At 61.1% G+C, this 21,078-nt stretch carries 18 protein-coding genes; 11 read left to right on the top strand and 7 right to left on the bottom strand.

Features of this window, described 5'->3' with window-relative positions:
- Positions 1 to 67 precede the first annotated feature (67 nt).
- Both CN97_RS11865 and CN97_RS11860 read left to right on the top strand, forming a co-directional pair.
- Positions 68 to 1,564: an acetyl-CoA hydrolase/transferase family protein gene (locus CN97_RS11865; RefSeq protein WP_035711625.1), complete on the top strand. Its 1,497-nt coding sequence runs from the start codon at positions 68 to 70 to the stop codon at positions 1,562 to 1,564.
- A gap of 141 nt (positions 1,565 to 1,705) precedes the next feature.
- Positions 1,706 to 3,022, top strand: coding sequence for an MFS transporter (locus CN97_RS11860; protein WP_035711623.1), 1,317 nt, complete (start codon positions 1,706 to 1,708; stop codon positions 3,020 to 3,022).
- 31 nt (positions 3,023 to 3,053) lie between these two features.
- Here the strand turns inward: CN97_RS11860 and CN97_RS11855 are convergent, their stop codons facing one another.
- The 4 genes from CN97_RS11855 to CN97_RS11840 all read right to left on the bottom strand — a co-directional run bounded on the left by CN97_RS11855 (position 3,054) and on the right by CN97_RS11840 (position 6,379).
- Positions 3,054 to 3,566 carry a MarR family winged helix-turn-helix transcriptional regulator gene (locus CN97_RS11855; protein ID WP_165496730.1) on the bottom strand — a complete coding sequence of 171 codons (513 nt, stop codon included), beginning with the start codon at positions 3,564 to 3,566 and terminating at the stop codon, positions 3,054 to 3,056.
- 91 nt (positions 3,567 to 3,657) lie between these two features.
- Complete coding sequence (pobA, locus tag CN97_RS11850) at positions 3,658 to 4,827, bottom strand: 4-hydroxybenzoate 3-monooxygenase (protein WP_035711620.1); 1,170 nt, start codon at positions 4,825 to 4,827, stop codon at positions 3,658 to 3,660.
- A gap of 17 nt (positions 4,828 to 4,844) precedes the next feature.
- Complete coding sequence (locus CN97_RS19890; RefSeq protein ID WP_051911192.1) at positions 4,845 to 5,420, bottom strand: NIPSNAP family protein; 576 nt, start codon at positions 5,418 to 5,420, stop codon at positions 4,845 to 4,847.
- Between the two features lie 74 nt (positions 5,421 to 5,494).
- Positions 5,495 to 6,379, bottom strand: a complete 885-nt coding sequence (locus CN97_RS11840; protein ID WP_035711855.1) for a helix-turn-helix domain-containing protein — start codon at positions 6,377 to 6,379, stop codon at positions 5,495 to 5,497.
- Positions 6,380 to 6,513: 134 nt separating this feature from the next.
- Here CN97_RS11840 and CN97_RS11835 point away from each other — a divergent pair, with 134 nt between their 5' ends.
- Positions 6,514 to 8,247 (top strand): FAD-dependent oxidoreductase, encoded by a 1,734-nt coding sequence (locus tag CN97_RS11835; RefSeq protein ID WP_035711617.1) that lies wholly within the window; start codon positions 6,514 to 6,516, stop codon positions 8,245 to 8,247.
- A 44-nt stretch (positions 8,248 to 8,291) separates the two neighbouring features.
- Here the strand turns inward: CN97_RS11835 and proX are convergent, their stop codons facing one another.
- The 3 genes from proX to CN97_RS11820 form a co-directional block, all read right to left on the bottom strand.
- Entirely contained in the window at positions 8,292 to 9,320 is a 1,029-nt protein-coding gene (gene proX, locus CN97_RS11830) for a glycine betaine/L-proline ABC transporter substrate-binding protein ProX (RefSeq protein ID WP_035711614.1), read from the bottom strand.
- A gap of 61 nt (positions 9,321 to 9,381) precedes the next feature.
- The gene (locus CN97_RS11825; protein ID WP_035711612.1) at positions 9,382 to 10,320 is read right to left on the bottom strand and encodes an ABC transporter permease; all 939 of its coding nucleotides are present in this window, start codon (positions 10,318 to 10,320) and stop codon (positions 9,382 to 9,384) included.
- Positions 10,307 to 11,530 (bottom strand): quaternary amine ABC transporter ATP-binding protein, encoded by a 1,224-nt coding sequence (locus tag CN97_RS11820; protein WP_035711610.1) that lies wholly within the window; start codon positions 11,528 to 11,530, stop codon positions 10,307 to 10,309. The genes CN97_RS11825 and CN97_RS11820 overlap by 14 nt, the downstream gene beginning before the upstream one ends.
- 398 nt (positions 11,531 to 11,928) lie before the next feature.
- On the opposite strand from CN97_RS11820, the gene CN97_RS11815 reads away from it, so the two are divergent.
- The 8 genes from CN97_RS11815 to CN97_RS11780 all read left to right on the top strand — a co-directional run bounded on the left by CN97_RS11815 (position 11,929) and on the right by CN97_RS11780 (position 21,067).
- Positions 11,929 to 12,729, top strand: coding sequence for an SDR family NAD(P)-dependent oxidoreductase (locus CN97_RS11815; RefSeq protein WP_035711608.1), 801 nt, complete (start codon positions 11,929 to 11,931; stop codon positions 12,727 to 12,729).
- 219 nt (positions 12,730 to 12,948) lie between these two features.
- A complete protein-coding gene (locus CN97_RS11810) occupies positions 12,949 to 14,814 on the top strand; it encodes a TRAP transporter large permease (protein ID WP_035711606.1) in 1,866 nt (621 codons plus the stop codon).
- Between the two features lie 36 nt (positions 14,815 to 14,850).
- Positions 14,851 to 15,867, top strand: coding sequence for a TRAP transporter substrate-binding protein (locus tag CN97_RS11805; protein WP_035711604.1), 1,017 nt, complete (start codon positions 14,851 to 14,853; stop codon positions 15,865 to 15,867).
- Between the two features lie 2 nt (positions 15,868 to 15,869).
- Positions 15,870 to 16,697 (top strand): IclR family transcriptional regulator, encoded by an 828-nt coding sequence (locus CN97_RS11800; protein ID WP_035711601.1) that lies wholly within the window; start codon positions 15,870 to 15,872, stop codon positions 16,695 to 16,697.
- A complete protein-coding gene (locus CN97_RS11795; protein WP_035711852.1) occupies positions 16,697 to 17,866 on the top strand; it encodes an acetyl-CoA acetyltransferase in 1,170 nt (389 codons plus the stop codon). Before CN97_RS11800 ends, CN97_RS11795 begins: the two co-directional genes overlap by 1 nt.
- On the top strand, positions 17,863 to 19,440 hold the full coding sequence (locus CN97_RS11790; RefSeq protein WP_035711598.1) for an acyl-CoA synthetase: 1,578 nt from the start codon (positions 17,863 to 17,865) through the stop codon (positions 19,438 to 19,440). The genes CN97_RS11795 and CN97_RS11790 overlap by 4 nt, the downstream gene beginning before the upstream one ends.
- Positions 19,437 to 20,279: a PCC domain-containing protein gene (locus CN97_RS11785; protein WP_035711593.1), complete on the top strand. Its 843-nt coding sequence runs from the start codon at positions 19,437 to 19,439 to the stop codon at positions 20,277 to 20,279. The genes CN97_RS11790 and CN97_RS11785 overlap by 4 nt, the downstream gene beginning before the upstream one ends.
- Positions 20,276 to 21,067 carry an SDR family NAD(P)-dependent oxidoreductase gene (locus CN97_RS11780; RefSeq protein WP_035711589.1) on the top strand — a complete coding sequence of 264 codons (792 nt, stop codon included), beginning with the start codon at positions 20,276 to 20,278 and terminating at the stop codon, positions 21,065 to 21,067. The genes CN97_RS11785 and CN97_RS11780 overlap by 4 nt, the downstream gene beginning before the upstream one ends.
- Positions 21,068 to 21,078 lie beyond the last annotated feature (11 nt).

The following is a 21,078-nucleotide window of genomic DNA, read 5'->3' as shown; positions in this document are numbered from 1 at the left end:
TCCCAAGATTGAGTTTCTTGCGCATGACATTTAGCACCTTGAAAATGAGCCATGTCAGGAGGAGCCCATGACCCATAGCCTCGATGATCGGATTCGCCATCCCGGCCTTCGTGATCGCATCATGTCGGCAGAGGAGGCCGCGCGGCTCATCAAGGATGGCATGGTTCTGGGCATGTCGGGTTTCACCCGAGCGGGAGAGGCAAAGGCCGTGCCGCTTGCCCTTGCGGAGCGCGCGCGCAAGGAGCCCTTGCAGGTCACGCTGATGACGGGAGCCAGCCTCGGCAACGATCTGGACAAGACCCTGGCAGAAGCTCATGCGATCTCCCGGCGCATACCTTTTCAGTCCGATCCCTTCCTGCGGAAAAAGATCAATGACGGAGAGGTGATGTTCATAGACCAGCATCTCTCCGAAACCGTCGAGCAGCTTCGAAATCGCCAGATCCCCGGTGTCGACATAGCGGTGATCGAGGCGGTCGCCATCACGGAGAATGGTGGGGTGGTGCCCACGACATCGGTTGGAAACTCCGCCTCCTTCGCCATCCTCGCGCCGAAGGTGATCGTCGAGATCAACCTCAGCCAACCAGTCGGGCTGGAGGGTCTTCATGACATCTATATCCCCAGCTATCGCCCCAACCGCATGCCCATCCCGGTCATCACGCCCGAAAGTCGTGTTGGCTTGCCATACATTCCGATACCGCCGGAAAAGATCGCTGCGATCGTGCTCACCGAGAAGCAGGACAGTTCATCTACCATCCTCGACCCTGACGATGATACGCGCGCCATTGCGGGGCACCTCACCGATTTTCTCCTGCATGAGGTACGGCAGGGGCGGCTCGACGAGCGGCTCGCTCCGCTTCAGGCGGGGATAGGTACCATCGCGAATGCTGTGCTGCACGGATTTCTGGATACGCCCTTTCATGGCCTGAAGATGTACTCCGAAGTTCTGCAGGATTCGACTTTCGACCTGATGGATGCGGGGAAAATGACCTTCGCTTCCGGCTCTTCGGTGACCCTCTCTGCGCGGAAATATGAGCAAATGCTCCCCCGCTTTGCTGAGTTCAAACCAAAGGTTCTGCTTCGCCCGCAGGAAATCTCCAACCACCCTGAGGTCGTGCGGCGGCTGGGGATCATCGCCATCAACACGGCGCTGGAGTTCGACATCTACGGAAACGTCAACTCTACCCATGTGCGGGGAACGCAGATGATGAACGGGATAGGGGGCTCGGGGGACTTCGCCCGGAACGCCTACCTTTCCATCTTCGTAACAAAGTCCATCGCCAAGGGCGGCAGCATATCCTGTGTCGTGCCCATGGTGAGCCATGTCGATCATACCGAGCACGACGTGGACATTCTGGTGACTGAACAGGGCCTCGCCGATCTGCGCGGACTTGCGCCGCGTGAACGTGCGCGCGTCATCATCGCCAATTGCGTTCATCCCGCGTGGCGCCCGATGATCGAGGACTATTATAACCGCGCCCTCGCAAGAAGCGGTCATACCCCGCATGTGCTGGAAGAAGCGTTGTCCTGGCATGTCCGATTGCAGGAAACCGGGCGGATGAACTGACACGGAGTTCAATGTTGCTTTCGCAACATTAATAGAGTAGGGATCGCAACATATATAGCGGTCCTTGAGGGAGGAAATCCGTGTTGTGGAGGAGTTGCAACGCAGGCCTTGCGGCCCGCGAGATATCTTATGAGATCAAGAATGAGCAGCGCTGATTTTTCGGCGTCTGCCGCGCGTTCCGATGCATCTGCTGCCGATATCGGCTGGACGCCGGTTCGCATCGCCGTGGTCGCATTGAGCTTTCTGCTGAACGCGCTGGACGGGATGGACATCGTCATCATGTCCTATATCGCGCCCGTGCTGGCGGCGGATTGGGGCCTGACACCCGAAAACCTCGGAGTGGTCTTCAGCGCGAGCCTCGCAGGTATGACGGTCGGCTGCCTCTTCGTCGCGCCGCTGGCGGACAAGTGGGGACGGCGACCGCTGATCCTGGGTATGTTGAGCATCATAACCTTTTGCATGCTCATCAGCAGTTTTGCGCAGACCTTGGCAGAGCTTGTGGCGGCACGGTTCATCATCGGTATCGGGATCGGTGCCATTCTGGCAGGCGTGACCGCGATCGCCGCAGATTTCGCGCCGCCGGCCCGTCGTGGCCTGGTGGTCAGTATGGCCATTGCGGGTTATCCGCTGGGTGCTGTAACGACGGGCCTGCTCAGCGCGCATCTGCTGCCTGTGCATGGCTGGCGATTCATGCTTTTGGGCGCGGGAATTATCTCCCTCGTCGTGATTCCGGTGATCTTTCTGATCCTGCCGGAATCCCAAGATTATCTGTTGCGCAAACAGCCACGCAACGCGCTTGCACGGCTGAACAAGCTCCGTTCCCGCCTGGGCGAAGGGGTGCTGGACCGCCTGCCTCCCAAACCTGCTGCGACACGCACCTATGACGCGGGCGAAGTGTTCGGCGGCGGTCGTACCATCGGGACGCTCTGCCTCTGGCTCGGTATCTTCATGGGTTTCATGACCTTCTACTTCGTGGTCTCCTGGATCACGCAGCTTTCCGTTCGTGCCGGGCTGCCGCTGGACCGGGCTATCTATGCGGGCGCGCTGTTCAATCTTGGGGGCTTTGTCGGGACACTCGTTGTGGGCTGGCTTGGCAGTCGGCACGGCTTGCCGCGCGTGACAACGATCACCATGATAATCGCGGCCTGCCTGATCGCGTTGTTCGGCGCGCTCTCCATGCCGCTCGCGCTGACGCTTGCGATGGCATTTCTCGCCGGAATGGCGACCAATGGGGGCTTCAATGCCTTCTATGGTCTTGCTGCGGAGCTTTATCCCGCGGCGGTGCGGAGCACAGGGATCGGCTGGGCGATGGGGGTGGGGCGCTTCGGCGCGGTCATCGGGCCGCTTCTCGGCGGCTGGCTCATCGGGCAGGGCGTTACGCTTTCGACGCTGATGGCGATCTTTGCCTTGCCCCTGCTGATTGCCGCTGCCGCAGCCTGGTTTATCCGGGCACGCTGAGCGAGGGGGGCAGGTCTGCGCGCCCGCCCCCCTATTTCTCCGTCGTCATCCGCCGCGCGCCATCCGCCTCTACCTCGGGCAGGTTGGAAAGCAGGCGGTTCAGCAGACTGAGAAGCGTATTCACTTCCTCGCCGGAAAATCCGGTGAGCAGCGCGGCCTCCCGTGCGCGTGCGACCGTCAGTACCTCTCGGTGCATGGCCCAACCGGCCTGAGTGAGAGCGGCCTCGCGCCGTCGCCCGTCGCCCTCCCGCATCTCGATCAGGCCGCGGTCCGCCAGCAGGCTGAGGCTCCGGCTGATGGAGGCCTTGTCCAGCCCGATGCTGTTGGAAAGGTGCGCGCCTATTGACCATGGCTCGGCGGCCAGCTGACAGAGCACCCGCCATTCGACGACGCCGAAGTCGAACAGTCGCCTGTACTCATGCGACGCACCACTTGACAGCTTGTTGGAAAGGCTTGTCGTGATGGCACCGATGCAGCGGGCGAGGTCGAACGGCTCCCCCTGATCCGGCGCGTCCGGCATATGCTTGTGAGAAATCTGATCCACGGCATGAAACCTTTGGTTTCCGCCGTGATAGTCCCAGAACGCTTCTCTGTCCAGCATGGGCCGGGGCGCAATGATCCCCCCGCTCGAGCTCTCAGAAGGGAAGCCCCACGTAATTCTCGGCGATGGAGGTCTGCAATGCGCGCGAACCCGCAAGGTAATCCAGCTCGGTCTCCTGCATCCGTTTGAGGAACTCGCCCTCCTCCGGGAAGCTATGGAGCATCCGCGTCATGCTCCAGGAGAAGCGGGAAGCCTTCCATACCCGCGCCAGCGCCGTCTCGGAATAGCTGTCAAGCAGGGCCTCTCCCTCGCCAGCGTAGCGGGATTTGAGAGCGCGCGACAGATAGTAGACATCGGAGGCCGCCAGGTTCAGACCCTTTGCGCCCGTGGGCGGCACGATATGACCTGCGTCGCCCGCCAAGAACAACCTGCCCCAGCGCATCGGCTCACTGATGAAGCTGCGGAGAGGGGCCACGGATTTCTCGATGGAGGGGCCGGTGATCAGCTTGTCTGCCAGCTCTTCAGGAAGGCGTCGCTTCAGCTCACCCCAGAACCGCTCATCGGTCCAGCTCTCGATCGGGTCGGTCAGCGGCACCTGCAGGTAATAGCGGCTCAGATGGGCATTCCGCATGGAGCAGAGGGCAAATCCGCGCTCATGGCGCGCATAGACCAGCTCATCCAGCAACGGCGGCGTTTCGGAGAGAATACCCAACCAACCGAAGGGATAGACGTGCTCATATTCCTTGCGGATAGCATCCGGGATCGTCTTTCGGCCCACGCCGTGGAAGCCGTCGCAGGCGCAGACGTAATCGCAGTCCACACGGTGTTCCGTGCCGTCCTTGACATAGGTGACATAGGGGGCGTTGCTGTCAGCATCCTGGATCGTCACGCCGTCCGCGTCATGCACGACCACGCCGTCCATCGCGTCTCGTGCCTCATACAGATCGCGGGTCACTTCCGTCTGACCGTATATCATGACGCTCTTGCCCACCAACTTCTTGAAGTCGATGTGGATTTGGCGCCCACCCGCGGCAAAGATCGTGCCATCGTGCACATAGCCTTCGGCATCCATGCGGGTGCCGACACCGGCTTCGCGCAACATCTCACAAGTGCCTTGCTCAAGAACGCCGGCGCGGATGCGGGAAAGCACGTAATCGCGGCTCTTGCGCTCAAGCACAACGGTATCAATGCCCGCGCGATGCAGGATTTGCGACAGCAGCAGGCCGGAGGGACCGCCGCCGATAATGCAGACCTGAGTTTTCATTTGTCCTCCCTTGGCCATCAGAGCGGCGAAAAGCCGAGCGGCCGGATAATTTCGTGCCGGGCGGTCATGCCCCGAGCAGTATGAAGGCCCGCCTGCGCTGGCCAGAGTGTGATCACGCTCCCCGGACGGTCTCCCGATTGTACGCGGAACACGGCATTGGCGTCGGCGTCATCGGCCAGCGGCGCATCCGAGAATGCCAGCGCTCCGCAATCTTCCGAGAAGAGCGGCATATCGGGGGTTTCGGCAGGATGTTCCCTGCGGCGGTTGGCAACCGCGGCATCAAAGGCAGGCGCCGTGCGTTCCGTGGTGAGAAACAGGTTCTCCTGCGCGATCACATCCGCAAAGGCACGCGGTATGAAGTCCTCACCCCAGGCCTTCTCCGTCCCGAGGCGGGCGCGGCAGGCGGCCCTGTCATTCCAGCTCTCGTAGCCCCAAAGATGGTGGATGACATTGAGCCGTCCCGTCTCTGTCATCCAGTAGCCAAGCAACGGCAGATGACGGGTGACGAGCGGCAACCCCTCGCGCCGGAGAAGGTCTAGATAGCGTGGTGCCGTGCCCGGCCGAAGCCGATAGGTGCGAAGTTCGTAAAGCATGGAAGTCCTCCGTCGCGAACCCTGTCAGGAGCGGCGAAAAAGGAAAATGGACGATCGGATGAAAATCTTGGACGTCAGTCCGCGACCGTGCGAACCGATTGTCGATACGCCGCAGGCGAAAGTCCCAGGTGGCGGGAAAAGAACCGGCTGAAGTAGGCGGGATCGTCGAAACCGGCGATGTGTGCGACCTCGCTCACCGTATGATCGGTATAGGCGAGGTGGCGCTTCGCTTCGATGAGGATACGCTGGTAGAGCAGTTCCGATGCGGTGGTTTCTCCCCGCGCCCGACAGGCGGCATTCAACCGCGCCGGCGTAACGGCCAGTGCCTGTGCGTAGAAGGAGGGTGCCCGCTCGTGCCGAAAATGGCTCTCGATCAGACCCCGATATCGGTTCAACAGATCCAGATCACGGTCTGGAGGCGGGGCCTCTGCCGCATCGCCCGCGCGCAGGACGAACACCAGAAGCCGCGTGCATTGCGCAAGCAGCGCAGCCCGGCGCCCCGGCGCCTGCCAGACGAATTCCTGCATCATGTCTTTGAGCACCATGGCGACGCCAGCCGGGTCCAGGCCGCTATGCCGGAGCGGCAGCACGCCCGCCGTTGTGGCCGCCTGGATCAGGGCTGCATCCTCCCGAGCTGCCGCGCGGAGCCCGGCAAGTGCCGCCGTCAGGACGTAACCCTCGGTGTTCTCCTCAAAGCGGATCTCATGCACGACGCCTGCCGGAATGACGATGAAGGTCGGGGCGAAGAGTTCATATACGCTCTCCTCCAGCCGCACCTCACCGCCGCCCTGTGCCACGAACATCACCTGAGAATGATCGGGGTGGAAATGCGGGCGAATGGTCCAGTCGTTTGGGCCTGACCGGTCCAGGATCGGTTCCACGTGCAGAAAATCCAGCTCCACGTCGCGAGCCGGGTCGCCATAAAGGTAATAGCGAGGGATAGCCGGCGGGCGTTCCATCATTGGTCTGTATCGCCCGTCATGCGTTCCGTTTCGGAATTGTGCCATAGGGATTGCGAAAGGTCCATTGATCGCCCGTCAGTGCTAGGCTATTCAGTGTTGCGAACGCAACATGTAATTCATGGAGGGGAGCCATGGCGACAGTCTCCACGACAGACAGAAACTGCGACGTGCTGGTTATCGGTTCTGGTGCCGGCGGCCTTGCAACAGCCATCGTCGCGCGGAAGCTCGGGCTTGAGGTGGTTGTGATCGAAAAGGCCCCGGTCTTTGGCGGCACGACGGCCTTCTCGGGGGGCGTCCTGTGGATTCCCGGCAGTCACTACGGCAAGGCGCAGAATCCATCCGATACCATAGACGCCGCGCGCCGTTACATGCGGGCCGAAACCGGTAATTGGTATCAACCTGAAGCGGTGGAGGCCTTTCTGCAGACCGGCCCCGAAATGGTGGACTGGTTCGAGCGAGAGACCGATGTGAAGTTCGTTCCCACGCTTTATCCCGACTATCATCCGGATGTGGAAGGCGGCGTGAACGTAGGGCGTTCCGTGCTCGCAGCGCCTTATGATGCGAGCGTGCTGGGCGACGATCTGAAGCGCCTGCGTCCGCCTCTGTCCACCATTACGTTCATGGGGATGATGTTCAACTCCTCCAACGCGGACATCAAGCATTTCTTCAATGCAACCAAGTCATTGAAGTCGTTTGCCTATGTTGCGAGGCGGCTTGCCGCCCACGGTGCCGAGGTCGTGCGCCATGGGCGGGGAGTGCAGGTGACGAGCGGCAATGCTCTTGCCGCGCGGCTGGCCAAATCCGCCCTGTCTCTCGGCATCCCGATCCTGACAGACGCCCCCGCGTTGTCACTCGTCCGCGACGGAGACCGCGTCGTTGGTGCCAAAGTGGGCGGCGAGGTCAAGGCACGGATCACGGCGCGGAAGGGCGTGGTTCTGGCCTGCGGTGGCTATGCCCACGACCTCGCGCGCCGGACGCATTCCTATGCCCATCTTCGCGGCGGCAAGACGCATCATTCTCCCGTTCCAGTAGATAATACCGGCGATGGCATTCGCCTCGGCGAAGAGGTTGGCGGCGCGTTTGATACGCGTTATCCTGAACCCGCCGCATGGATGCCGGTATCACGTGTTCCGGGACGGGGTGGCAGGGAGGGTATTTTCCCGCACCTGCTCGACCGTTACAAACCCGGAATGATCGCGGTCCTGTCGACGGGAAAGCGCTTCACCAACGAGTCGAACAGCTATCATGATGTCGGTGCGGCCATGAGTGCGTCCGGCGAAGGTGCAGCGTGGCTCATTTGCGATCACAGGGCGATACGTAAATACGGCCTTGGTCACGCGAAGCCAGCGCCGATGCCGCTAGGTTCCTGGCTCCGCAGCGGATATCTCAAGAAGGGAAAGACGCTCGCCGATCTGGCCCGGGCTTGTGGAATCGACCCGGCAGGGTTGGAGCAGACCGTGGCGGATTACAACACCGGCGCGCGCTTGGGCGAGGATCGTCAGTTCGGGCGCGGCAGCACGGCCTTCAACCGCTATCTTGCTGACCCGGACAACAAGCCGAACCCGGCGGTAGCGCCGGTGGGCGAGGGGCCGTATTACGCGGTGAAGCTGGAGATGGGTGACCTGGGCACATTCGACGGGCTGGAAACCACGGTGGCCGGAGAAGTCTTGAACCGGCAGGGGCAAATTATTCCGGGCCTGTTCGCGGTCGGCAACGATCGGGCTTCGGTCATGGGAGGCAATTATCCGGGAGCGGGCATCACGCTGGGTCCGGCGATGACGTTTGGCTATATAACCGGGCGACATCTGGCGGGCCTCACCGCGAGCGTGCAACCTGAGACACCGCAGAAGGTCGCCTCTGCTTGAGACCAGAACGCCGCCCTTGGGCGGCGCTCTTCTTTCTGCAATGATTACTGCGTGGTGGCGGCGCGCGCCTGCTCCATCCAGCCATCCACCAGGTCGCGGTTTGCCTCGATCCAAGCCGCCGCATGTTCTTCGATGTTGCGGTCACCGGCATTCATCTTGGCGTTCTGAGACGACATGTCGGCAAGGGGGATCTCCACTGTCTCCAGAAGCGCGCGCGCCGATGGGTTGGCATCGAGGAACTCCGTATTTGCAACCGAGACGATGTCATTGGCAGGGAAGCCCAACATGCACGGGTTGGCCACGCAGCCCTCAATATCCGGCTGGGTTGCATTGTCTGCCAGCGGCATGAGGTTTTCCGGCAGGTCGATGCGGGGCACTTCTATCCAGACCACGTCTTCGCCGGGCTTGAGCTCGTCAATGGTCCAGTTCGGCGTCCAGGTGTAGAAGAAGATCGGCTCGCCGGCTTGATAGGAGGCGATCGCATCGGCCATCGCTGCCGCATAGCCCGCCTTGATCGGGTTGACGTGGTCGAGCAGCCCATAAGCCGTCATATGGTGCTCAATATTCGTTTCGCAGGCCCAGCCGGGCGGGCAGGCGACCATGTCGGCCTTGCCATCGCCGTTCCGGTCAAAGGCTTCCTGGACTTCCGGCCGCTTGAAATCGTCCAGTGTCTTGATGTCGAACTTATCGGCCGAAGCTTTGTCTACGAGATAGCCTTCCAGCGCGCCGCCCTTGGCAACAGCACCAATTGTTTCGGCCTGACCCTCGAACACAGGACGGTAGATATCGTGGCCCGGGAACCAGCCATCGACCCACATGGTCACGTCACCGTAGGCGACAGATTGGTAGAAGGCAGGGTTGTCGAGCGTCATCGTCGCACCCGCGCTGAACCCGAGTTCGGCCATGAGCTGCTTTACGATCTCGGTATGAAACCAGCCGGTATCCCAGCTCGGCTGTGCCATGATGTAGGAAACGCCTTCGCCGGGCCGGTCCTGCGCCATTGCGGCGGGAGCGCCGATCGTCAGAGCAGCAACGGAAAGCGTAGTGGCAAGAGAGGATTTGAGACGGAGCATAGGTCGTCTCCTTTCTGTTCTATGAGAGGGGGAGGCGATCCCGAAGGGACCGCCATATCGATCAGCCGATTTTGGGTTCACGGGCAGGCTCAGCCACCGATGCGCCGGAACCCGCGCCAAAGAAGCCTTTCAGCGTCTGAAACAGGGAAACGCGACGCGCCCCGCTCTCATCCGCCAGGCCTTGCGTAATACGGTCGAGCGTGATGGCCAGGATCACGATGGCCGCACCACCCGCGGTGGCAGAGCCGACATCCAGCCGACCAAGGCCCGTGTTCACGACCAGCCCAAGACCGCCACCTCCGATCAGCGCCGCAATGACCACCATGGACAGCGCCATCATCAGCGTCTGGTTCAAGCCTGCCATGATCGTCCGCATCGCCATGGGAAGCTGGAGATCCCATAGCATCTGCCAGCTTGTCGAGCCGAAGGCCTGCGCGGCCTCGATCAGGTCACCGCGGACGTTCCGGATGCCGAGATTGGTCAGCCGCACGATAGGCGGCAAGGCGAAGATGATCGTGGCGATGATGCCGGGCGTCATGCCGACACCGAAAAGCATAACGATCGGCACCAGATAGACAAAGGACGGGATCGTCTGCATCACGTCCAGGACGGGGCGCATGATCTTCCACACGATGTCGGAGCGCGCCGCAAGGATACCTGCCGGGACGCCGATGATCGCGCAGAAGAAGACCGAGGTCAGGATCATGGCGAGCGTCGTCATCGTCTGCGGCCAGAGGCCGATCATATCGATGAAGGAAAACCCGACGATCACGAAGATCGCCATGCCCTTACCAGCATAACGCCACGCCGCGGCGGCAAAGCCCAGCATCATCACCAGCATGGGAACCGCCAGAAGGAAGCCGTTCAAACCGTTCAGAACGCTCGTGATCGGGGTCTGGGCCGCCCGAAAGAAGGTGCGGAAATTGGGGACAAGCCAGCCGCGGACAAAGCCGTTCACCCACTCGTCGAAAGGTAGTGTTGCGATATCAGCGGGGCTCATTGGCAGCCTCCCCGTTCGTTTCTGTTCTGGAAGTGGCAAGCTGGGCGAGTACATCCTTGGGTTCGACCACACCGACAAGGCGGTCATGGCGGTCGGTCACCGCGACCGGAAGGCCAATGCCGGCGGCCTCGTACACATCAGCAAGCGGTGACTTTGTATCCACGGACGGGAAATCTTCCCGCATCGCCTCAAGCACCGTCCCCGCGTTTTCGCCCTTGCGCGCAACGATGGCGGCAAGATCGCGATAGGTGACGATGCCGACAATACGGTCGCCGTCCAGCACATGAAGCGCGCCGGCCTCGCTCTCTTCCATCTTCTTGAGCGCCGCAGTAGCCGTATGACGGCCGAGCTGGATCGCTGCGGGACGGAGGGAGATGTCTTCCACCGTAAAGACGCGGCCACGGTCGATATCCGCCACAAAGGCTGCGACGTAGTCGTCGGCTGGAGAAGTCACGATTTCCTGCGCCGTACCGATCTGCACGATGGCACCATCTTTCATGATGGCTATGCGGTCACCAAGCATCATCGCTTCGTTCAGATCGTGGGTGATGAAGACGATGGTCTTGCGCATCTTGCGCTGCAACTGGATCAACTCTTCCTGCATCTCGCGGCGGATAAGCGGGTCGAGCGCACCGAACGGCTCGTCCATCAACAGGATCTCCGGTCCCGACGCCAGCCCGCGCGCAATCCCCACGCGTTGCTGCATGCCGCCCGACAGATCGGAGGGGAGCGCATCCGCCCAGGCTGCGAGGCCAACGCGGTCGAGCACTTCGCGCGCTTCCCGATCACGCGTCGCGGCATCGACCCCCTTCACCTTCAGCCCGTAGGCGACATTTTCTGCGACTGTCCAATGCGGAAACAGGCTGAAATGCTGAAACACCATTGCGATCTTCTCGCGACGGATGCGGCGCAGATGAGGGGCGGAGGCTGATGCGATATCGTCTCCGTCGATCAAGATGCTGCCTGTCGTGGCCGGGATCAGCCCATTCAGCATCCGCACCAGCGTAGACTTCCCAGAACCGGAGAGACCCATAATGACGAAGATCTCACCCTCGGACACGTCAAATGTCGCGTCCCTCACGCCGACAGTGGCGCCGGTTGCCTCAAGGATATCCTGCTTGGTGGCGCCTTTCTGGAGAAGCGCGCGAGCTTCCTCCGGTTTGTCGCCAAAAATCTTGCTGACGTTCTTTACACTCAGTTTGGCTTGCATGCCTCTCCTTGCCGTTTTCTCGCTCACAGGGCGGCATGAAAATGCCTTCTGTGACAGAGCGGGAAGGCCGCCATGCCCCATGTGCGAATGATCACCGATATGTCAGATGTCCCTACATTTAGCGCGGAACCCTCAATTTGGCAACCAAAGCCCCAGATTTTGGTTCCATGCTTTGTGATGGAACGTGAGCGCGGGCGTGATTGACGGGCGTTGCAACCCATGTGCGCGCTCGTCGACCGGCGAATGCCCGTCAGGCAAATGCGGGAAATTTTTTCAGCGGAAGACGGGATTTGGCCCGTCATCCAGGTCACGCTCGTTTGACAGTTTCGCAACGGAGCGCCACTCTCGCCCGACGCTGGGGAGCGGGCGGGACAAGTTCAGCGTCCCGAGGAGGAAAATTGGGAAGACTACAAGCAAAGACCGTGCTGGTATTCGGTGCGGGGTCTGTCGGGGACGGCTGGGGAAATGGCAAGGCCGCTGCAGTCGCCTATTCACGTGAGGGAGGGAGGGTCGCCTGCGTCGATATTGATGTAGCGGCCGCAGAGGCAACTGTCGCCATAATCCGGTCGGAGGGTGGCGAGGCGCTCGCCCTCTCAGCGGATGTGACCTGCGCCGCACAGATTGCGACCGTCGTGCGACGGGTGATGGATCACTGGGGGCGCATCGACGTTCTTCATAACAATGTCGGCATGAACCTTCCCGGAGGCGTAGCGGAAGCGACGGAGGAGGGCTGGAAGCGGGTATTCGACGTCAACCTCACGTCCGTATTTCTCACCTGCAAGGCGGTCCTTCCCCAGATGGTTCGACAGGGCACCGGGGCCATCGTCAATGTCTCATCGCTCGCTTCGATCAGGTGGACGGGCTATCCCTACGTGTCCTACTGCGCCTCCAAGGCCGGACTGAACCAGTTGACGCGGAGCATTGCCATTGAATACGCCGCCCGGGGTATCCGCGCGAACGTCATCCTTCCCGGATTGATCGACACACCGCATGTGGCCAAGCAGATCGGCGGGTATCACAGCGATGCTGAGGACATGCGGCGCAAACGGGCAGCTATGGTTCCAATGAAGCATCAGGGAGACGGCTGGGACATCGCATGGGCATCGGTATTTCTCGCCTCCGATCAGGCCAAGTTCATCACGGGAGTTGAGCTTCCGGTGGATGGCGGTCAGTCCTGCACAGTCGGTGGCTCTATTTGATATTTATTCCATAATATGGATCATATACGAAAGAAAATCAGCGAAATTTACATGGATCCATTGCATCCATCTCCGACTCACTACAAAGTGGCGCGGTGAGGGCCATAAAACGGTCCACCATATGGATGTTGGATGCGTATCTGGGAGGGTCGCGTCCGGCTTAGCGGTTGAAGGCCGCGCCATCTGGCGGAGAGGAGCCGCCATTGGGGGAGGGGAGCCATGACAATGGCCTATGAAGCGATTCCCGCAGAGGATCTCGCTCAGCTGGAGACATCGCGTCCTGGCTCGCGCTGGATGCGACCGGTGGAAGTGATCGCCGCTGCGCTGCTGGTTGCGATGATCGCGATGATCCTTACCAACGTCGCTTCGCGCTACGTTTTCGCGCGGCCGATCATCTGGGCAGACGAAATCGCCTCCATGAGCTTTCTGTGGCTCGCGATGCTGGGCGCGGCTCTGGCGATTGATCGTCATGAGCATATGCGGCTTGGGGTGTTCGTAGCACTCTTTCCCACGCGGGTGCAGGAGTTCGTGAACGGCCTCGCGCTCCTCTTGGTGGTGACGTTTCTCGTGGCGCTGCTGCCCACTGCCTTTGAATATGCCTATGAGGAAAGCTACATCACTTCGCCCGCGCTGGAACTGCCGATGACCTACCGTGCCGCGGCGCTGCCAGCGGGGATGGTGCTCATGGCCCTTCTCGCTCTTGTGCAAGCGGTGCGGGAAACGCGGTTGCAGCCGCTCCTCATGGCAGCGGCGGCGATTGCCGTACTGGTGGCAGTGCTATGGCTCGCCCGGCCCGTTTTGCTGAGCTTCGGCAACTGGAACCTTCCGCTGTTCCTTGCGCTCGGTGTGGGAACGCTGCTGATCTTGGGCGTCCCCATCGCATTCTGCTTCGGGCTGGGCACACTCGCCTATCTGACCTTCGCGACGAATGTGCCGGTTTTCGTCATGATCGGGCGTATCGACGAAGGGATGTCGGCGCTCATCCTGCTTTCTGTCCCGGTGTTCGTGCTGCTCGGTTGTATTCTGGATGCGACAGGGATGGGGAAAGCAATCGTGGAGTTCCTCGCCTCCCTGCTCGGCCATGTGAAGGCGGGGATGTCCTATGTCCTGCTGGGATCGCTTTTTCTGGTTTCGGGAATTTCAGGCTCCAAGGTGTCAGATATGGCAACTGTTGCGCCTGCCCTCTTCCCGGAGATGAAGCGGCGGGGTCACAAGCCTTCCAACATGATTGCTTTGCTCGCGACCGGAGCCGCCATGGCGGATACCGTCCCTCCGTCCATCGTGCTCATCGTTCTCGGCTCTGCAGCGGGCGTGTCCATCGCCGGTCTGTTTACTTCCGGTTTCGCCATCGCGATGGTGCTGCTCGTGGTGCTGGCTCTCCTTGCCCGCTGGCAGGCGCGGGGCGAGGACATGACCCATGCACGCCGCGCGCCGCTTCGCATGATGTGGAATACGCTGCTCATTGCCGCACCGGCCTTGACGCTGCCCTTCCTGATCCGTTGGTTCGTGGGCGGCGGGATCGCCACAGCGACGGAGGTGTCCACCGTCGCGGTCGTTTACGCGGCTTTCATCGGCATGGTCCTCTATGGCGGCATCCCGCTTCGCCGGATGGGCACGATGCTGGTGGAGACAGCGGCACTGTCCGGGGCGATCCTGCTCATTCTGGGCACCGCCTCAGCCATGGCCTGGGCACTGACCCAGTCGGGGTTCGCGGGGCAATTGTTGCGCGCGGTGTCCGACCTGCCGGGGGGAACCTTCACCTTCATGGCCGTCACGATCGTGATCTTCCTTGTCCTCGGCTGTTTTCTTGAGGGAATTCCGGCCATCGTGCTCATGGCGCCCATCATGTTCCCGATGGCACGTGCTCTTGGCATCAACGACATTCACTATTCGATGGTCGTCGTTGTCGCCATGAACCTTGGCCTGATGGCACCCCCCATCGGCATCGGCTTCTACCTCGCCTGCAAGATCGGCAACGTGCCACCCGATGCGGCGATGGGCGCGATCTGGCCTTATCTGGGGGCGCTGTTCATCGGCCTGATCATTATTGCCGCCGTACCGTGGTTTTCGCTCGCCTTCCTCTGAAGGCACATCACTCGTCATGTCTCAGGGAGGAGACCCATGACCCTCAGCCGTCGTTCGCTGATTATCGGCGCATCCGCAGGCGCACTGGCCGCGCCTTTCATTCGGGTACGCCCCGCAATGGCCGCAGAATATACCTACAAGCTCGCGAACAATCAGCCGCTGTCGCACCCGTCCAACGTTCGCGTGGCCGAGGCGATCGCGAAGATCCGTGAGGAATCCGGTGGTCGGATGGAAATCAACGTGTTTCCGCAGAGCCAGCTTGGCGGTGATACCGAGGTATTGGGCCAACTCCGGTCCGGCGGCGTTGAGTTCTTCATGTTGTCGCCGCTGATCCTCTCAACCTTTGTGCCGAATGCCTCGTTGAACGGCATCGGTTTCGCTTTCAAGGATTATGACGCGGTCTGGGCGGCAATGGACGGCGACCTGGGGGCTTATGTCCGCAAGGAGATCGAGGCGAAGGGCCTCTACGCCTTTGACCGGATATATGACAATGGCTTCCGGCAGATTTCGAGTTCGACAAAGCCAATCGCAGCGCCGGCGGATCTCGAAGGATTCAAGATCCGAGTGCCGGTCAGCCCGCTCTGGACGTCCATGTTCTCGTCCTTCGGTTCCGCTCCCGCCTCCATCAATTTTGCGGAGGTGTATACGGCGCTTCAGACCGGAATTGTGGACGGGCAGGAAAATCCGCTAGCGATCCTGTCCAACTTCAAACTGTTTGAGGTGCAGAAGTACGTCTCGATGACGAACCACATGTGGGACGGGTTCTGGATGTTGTCGGGGCGGCGGGCCTGGGGTGCCCTGCCGGATGACCTGAAGGAGATCGTCGCGAAGAACTTCAATGCATCGGCTCTGGATCAACGTAACGATATCATGACCTTGAATGCCTCACTTCAGGGAGAACTTGAAGGGCATGGCATGGTGTTCAACAATGTGGATCCGGTGGCGTTCCAGCAGAAGCTTGTGGAGGCGGGCTTCTACAAGGAATGGCACGGCAAGTTCGGGGACGAAGCCTGGTCGATTCTCGAAAGAGCGACAGGGCTGACGCTCGGCTGATCATGAACCAGCCCGGTCCCTTTGCCGAAAGTCAGGTCACCGGCGCCCAATCGGTGGAACGGGCACTTGCGCTGCTGTCGCTCGTCGGTCGTAACGGCGACAGCGGTGCGAGCCTGTCACAGATCGTCGGGGCAAGCGGCCTCAACAAGCCAACGGCCCGACGCCTGTTGATGGCACTCATACGTGCCCGCTTGGTGGATCAGGATCCGGTGAGCCGAAAGTACACCTTGGGACCGGAGCTCTATGTGCTGGGGGTTCTGGCGGGACGACGGCATGGGCTGCTCGCCCACTCCGTGGATGCGCTACGGCGCCTCTCAGAGGAGACGGGAGACACCAGTTTCCTGACCGTTCGGCAAGGCAGCTACGCACTTTGCCTGCACCGTCAGGAAGGCTCTCATCCGGTTCGTACACATGCATTGCAGGTCGGAGATCAACATCCGCTCGGGGTGGGTGCCGGAGCGATGGCAATCCTCGCGGCGCTGCCCGAACAGGAACGGAACGCGATCATCACACAGATGGCGCAGGAATACGCCCTTATCGGCAGCTATTCCGCCGATCAGGTTTATCGCGATGTGGAAGCTACTATCGAGGCCGGGCACGCGCTCAACCCGGGTCTTTTCGTCAGCTCGTCATGGGGCATCGGTCGCGCGATCCGCCTGCCTGATGGTGAGGTCGCGGGCGCAATTTCCATAGCGGCAGTGGATAGCAGGCTCGGGCCGCAGCGTCAGGGTGAGCTTGCGGCTCTGCTGGCACGCGAAGGAGCGGCGATAGAAGCGCGATTGCAAAGGGTTTTTGCTCCACCAGGGGGCACTGAGGAGGGCAGGAAGTGATAGCAGATCCCATGATCGTCGGCTGGGCGCATACCAAGTTTGGCAAGTCCGGGGCAAAGGATACGATGGCGCTGATGGCGGAGGTGACAGCTCCGGCGCTCGACCACGCGGGAATTCCTGCCGGCAGCGTGGATGGCATCTTCGTCGGAAGCTTCAATAACGGCTTTCAACCACAGGATTTTCAAGGTTCTCTTGTCGCGATGGGTTTGCCTGCGCTTGCGCATGTCCCGGCAGTGAGATGTGAGAATGCCTGTGCCACGGGTTCCGCGGCCCTGCATGCAGCCATGGATTTCATCGCTGCAGGCAGAGGGCGCGTGGCTTTGGTCGTCGGGGCGGAAAAGATGACCGCCATACCGACAGCGGATGTCGGCGACGTTCTTCTGACCGCCTGTTATCGGGAAGAGGAAGGCGGCGTCGACGGCGGCTTCGCCGGGATCTTCGGGCAGATCGCCAATCACTATTTCCAGCAGAATGGCGACCGCTCAGAAGAGCTGGCGATGATTGCGGCAAAGAACCATGCGAATGGCATGAACAATCCTTATGCTCATATGCAGAAGGACTTCGGTTTCGCCTTTTGTAATACCGTTTCTGAGAAGAACCCCTATGTAGCGGGGCCGCTGCGACGGACGGATTGTTCGCTCGTGTCCGACGGAGCGGCGGCGCTGGTGCTGGCGGATGCCGAGACCGCGGCGTCTCTGCAACGTGCCATCGGCTTCCGGGCCCGTGTTCAGGCGAACGATATCCTCGCGCTTTCTCGTCGTGACCCGACCGCCTTCGAAGGCGGGCGTCGCGCCTGGAAGGGGGCTCTCGCAAATGCGGGCCTGAGCATAAGCGACCTCGACCTCGTGGAAACCCATGATTGTTTCACTATGGCCGAGATGATCGAATATGAGATCATGGGCCTTGCCGCGCCGGGTGAAGGCTGGAAGGTCATCCGCGAGGGCCGCACACGCATGGGCGGCGACCTGCCTGTGAACCCTTCCGGTGGGCTGAAGTCCCGCGGGCATCCGATCGGCGCGACCGGCGTTTCGCAACATGTAATGGCCGCCATGCAGCTTATGGGCGAGGCGGGCGAGATGCAGGTGCCGGGGGCAGAATTGGCCGGCGTGTTCAACATGGGCGGCGCTGCGGTGGCCAACTATGTCTCCATTCTGGAGCGCGTAAAATGAAGCCCTGTTCGACGCGGGTGATGAACCTCGCCACCTTTGTCAGCCAGAACGCCCGCCGTGCTCCGGGAGATATCGCCATCGTCTGGCGTGAAAGCGTATGGACCTGGGCAGAGTTCGAGGCCCGTATAGATGCCATGGCAGCTGCATTGCAGAGCCATGGCATCGCCAAGGGTGACCGTGTTCTCGTCCAGTCGCAGAACTGCAACCAGATGTTCGAGACAATGTTCGCCTGCTTCCGCATCGGGGCGATCTATGTTCCGACGAACTTCCGCCAGACTCCGGCCGAGGTTGCGTTACTGGCCGAGGATTCCGGGGCCAAAGTGTTGATATGCAACGCCACATTCCCAGAACATGCTGCTGCCTGCACGAATATGGCCGTGACGATCGCGATTGGGGAGACGACTTTCGGCCCTTCCTACGACGCGCTCGTTGCTGAATTTCTAGGGAAAAAGCCGGAACCGGTCCCCGTGGATCGCGATGATCCTTGCTGGTTTTTCTTCACATCGGGAACGACCGGCAAGCCCAAGGCATCCGTGCTGACCCATGGGCAGATGGCTTTCGTGGTGACAAATCATCTCGCCGACCTGATGCCAGGGTTGACGCCGGAGGATGCTTCGCTGGTGGTGGCGCCCCTGAGCCATGGCGCGGGGGTGCATCAACTCACCCAAGTGGCGCGGGGGGTCAAGACGGTGCTCATGCCTTCCGAGCGCTTCGATGTGGCAGCCGCGTGGGAGTTGGTCGAACGCTGGCATGTGTCCACGATCTTTACTGTTCCCACTATCCTGAAGCTCATGGTGGAGCATGAGAGCGTCGGGCGTTTTGACCACCGATCGCTCCGCTACGTCATTTACGCGGGCGCGCCCATGTATCGCGAGGATCAGAAGCGTGCCCTGACTGCGCTCGGCCCTGTGCTGGTGCAGTACTTCGGGCTTGGGGAAGTGACCGGAGCGATCACCGTGCTACCCAACCGGCTGCATGCGGCGGAGGATGGCCCGGATGTCCGGCTCGCCACCTGCGGGTTCGAACGGACCGGGATCGAATTGCAGATACAGGGTGAGGATGGTCAGCCGCTTCAACCCTTCGAGACGGGAGAGATCTGCGTTATCGGACCGGCCGTGTTCGCAGGCTATTGGGAGAACCCGGAGGCGAATGCCAAGTCATTTCGTGACGGATGGTTCAGGACCGGCGACCTTGGTCATGTGGATGAGCAGGGCTTCCTCTATATCACCGGGCGCGCTTCCGACATGTATATTTCCGGCGGGTCCAATGTTTATCCGCGGGAGATTGAGGAGAAGCTTCTCACTCATCCGGCTGTCCGGGAAGTGGCTGTTCTGGGTCTGCCGGATCCGCTCTGGGGTGAGGTTGGAGTTGCAGTATGCGTGGTTAACGCGAAGGTAACGGAGGCCGAGCTGTCCGCCCATCTCGACGGGCGTATCGCGCGCTACAAGATGCCCAAGCGCTTCCTGTTCTGGGAGGAGCTACCGAAATCCGCCTATGGCAAGATCACCAAGAAGCTGGTTCGCGAAGAGATCGACCGCCGAGGCATGCCGGAGCTGGAAGGGTTTCTTGCATGACGGCGCTGCACCGGGGGCTACGACATCCCGGCCCCCCCGCGTATGAGCGACGGGAGGTCGCGGCGACCCGGCTTCAACCGCTGGAGGGCAATCTGGCGGCAGGCGGGGTTCTGATGGAGGAAGTGACGCGCCTCTTTGACGAGGCAGGCTGCAAGGGCGGATTGTTATGGTTTGACGGCATGACGGCCGATCCTTTCCGCTACGTCCTTCCGGCGCTTTCCACAGATGGCGTTCATGCGGCCTATTACAGCGAGACCCATGCACCTTCCGGTCTCGTCACGCTTGGTTCCGCGGTGGCCATCGTTGGCTGGCGGGATGGCGTCCGGTTTCTCCACTGCCACGGTGAATGGCGGATGGAGGATGGCACGACCGCGATGGGACATCTCCTCCCGCTTGAAAGCCGGGTTGCCAAGCTGGCGACCGTTCGCGGTCTGGGAGCCTCCGAAGCCTGGTTCGAGGCGCTGCCGGATGAGGAGACCAATTTCACGCTCTTTTCGGTTGCTGGGGGTGGTAACGGACGTTCGCTCCTGCTCCGTCTTCGGCCCGGCGAAGACGTGGTGACAGCCATCGAACAGGTTGCCGCGAGGCATGAGCTGAAACACGGCAGGGTCCACGGCATTGGTTCTATCTGCGATCCAGTCTTCACGAATGGCAAGCAGGTGCAATGTGTTGCAACCGAAGTCCGCATCGACGCGGGTGAAATCGCAGACGGCACATGCAGGATTACTGCGTCCCTTGTCGATGTAGAGGGCCGCGTCCATTCCGGCATGCTCACCAAAGGTGAGAATTTCGTTGGAGTAACCTTTGAAATAATTATAGAAAATCTGGAGGGTCAATGAAGGGGGCAATCTCGAAAAGAGGCACGGTTCTGGTCACGGGCGGGGCATCCGGTATCGGTCTAGCGGTCGTTGATGCGGCTCTGGAGGAAGGTTGGCGTGTCGTGGCGATCGACCTTCCCGGTGATCCACTCGACCAGCTCGCCGCCAGGCTTGACAACGCACAGGCCCGTGCAGTCGCGCTCGACGTCTCGGAGGAGACCCGCGTCGTGGAGACCGTTGCGCAGCTGGAGAAGGAGTTTGGTCCTATCACCGGACTGGTCAATTCGGCAGGCATCGCCCGCGATGTGGCGGTCATGCAGACCGATCCGGGACTGTTTCGCCGCATACTGGACGTGAACGTGGTCGGTTCCTTCTTGATGGCGCGGGAGGCCGCGCGGGTCATGCGGGGGCGGGGTGGCGCCATTGTGAATGTGGCATCCGTCTCTGGCATCAAGGGGAATGAAGGGCGGGTAGCCTATGGCGCGTCCAAGGGTGCGGTCATCACCATGAGCAGGGTGATGGCGGTCGAACTTGCCCCGCTCGGTATCCGGGTGAACGTGATCGCCCCGGGCCCCATCGAAACGCCCATGGTCCGGGAGGTGCATACGCAAGAGGTGCGGGAGACATGGATGTCCACCGTGCCCATGCGGAGATACGGCGCACCGGTGGACATCGCTCAGGCTGCACTGTTTCTTCTGGATGTCGCGCGTTCGGGCTATGTCACCGGGCAAACGCTCGCCGTCGATGGCGGCTTCACGGTGGCCGGGATCATGAGCGGCACGGCGGCGAAAGCCAACGCAACAGTCTGACGGTGCGGGGT

This window comes from Haematobacter massiliensis (assembly GCF_000740795.1).
Lineage (GTDB): Bacteria > Pseudomonadota > Alphaproteobacteria > Rhodobacterales > Rhodobacteraceae > Haematobacter > Haematobacter massiliensis.
Note: the sequence above shows the minus strand (reverse complement) of the source record. Positions and strands in the feature narration are given on the sequence as shown.

Excerpts from the sequence above, each read along its gene's own strand:
- CN97_RS11790 (WP_035711598.1), top strand. The coding sequence starts at position 17,863 with ATGAAGCCCTGTTCGACGCGGGTGATGAACCTCGCCACCTTTGTCAGC.
- CN97_RS11785 (WP_035711593.1), top strand. The coding sequence starts at position 19,437 with ATGACGGCGCTGCACCGGGGGCTACGACATCCCGGCCCCCCCGCGTAT.
- CN97_RS11820 (WP_035711610.1), bottom strand. The coding sequence starts at position 11,530 with ATGCAAGCCAAACTGAGTGTAAAGAACGTCAGCAAGATTTTTGGCGAC.
- CN97_RS11780 (WP_035711589.1), top strand. The coding sequence starts at position 20,276 with ATGAAGGGGGCAATCTCGAAAAGAGGCACGGTTCTGGTCACGGGCGGG.
- CN97_RS11865 (WP_035711625.1), top strand. The coding sequence starts at position 68 with ATGACCCATAGCCTCGATGATCGGATTCGCCATCCCGGCCTTCGTGAT.
- CN97_RS19890 (WP_051911192.1), bottom strand. The coding sequence starts at position 5,420 with ATGCTTTACGAACTTCGCACCTATCGGCTTCGGCCGGGCACGGCACCA.
- CN97_RS11805 (WP_035711604.1), top strand. The coding sequence starts at position 14,851 with ATGACCCTCAGCCGTCGTTCGCTGATTATCGGCGCATCCGCAGGCGCA.
- CN97_RS11810 (WP_035711606.1), top strand. The coding sequence starts at position 12,949 with ATGACAATGGCCTATGAAGCGATTCCCGCAGAGGATCTCGCTCAGCTG.
- CN97_RS11835 (WP_035711617.1), top strand. The coding sequence starts at position 6,514 with ATGGCGACAGTCTCCACGACAGACAGAAACTGCGACGTGCTGGTTATC.
- pobA (WP_035711620.1), bottom strand. The coding sequence starts at position 4,827 with ATGAAAACTCAGGTCTGCATTATCGGCGGCGGTCCCTCCGGCCTGCTG.
- CN97_RS11825 (WP_035711612.1), bottom strand. The coding sequence starts at position 10,320 with ATGAGCCCCGCTGATATCGCAACACTACCTTTCGACGAGTGGGTGAAC.
- proX (WP_035711614.1), bottom strand. The coding sequence starts at position 9,320 with ATGCTCCGTCTCAAATCCTCTCTTGCCACTACGCTTTCCGTTGCTGCT.
- CN97_RS11800 (WP_035711601.1), top strand. The coding sequence starts at position 15,870 with ATGAACCAGCCCGGTCCCTTTGCCGAAAGTCAGGTCACCGGCGCCCAA.
- CN97_RS11860 (WP_035711623.1), top strand. The coding sequence starts at position 1,706 with ATGAGCAGCGCTGATTTTTCGGCGTCTGCCGCGCGTTCCGATGCATCT.
- CN97_RS11840 (WP_035711855.1), bottom strand. The coding sequence starts at position 6,379 with ATGGAACGCCCGCCGGCTATCCCTCGCTATTACCTTTATGGCGACCCG.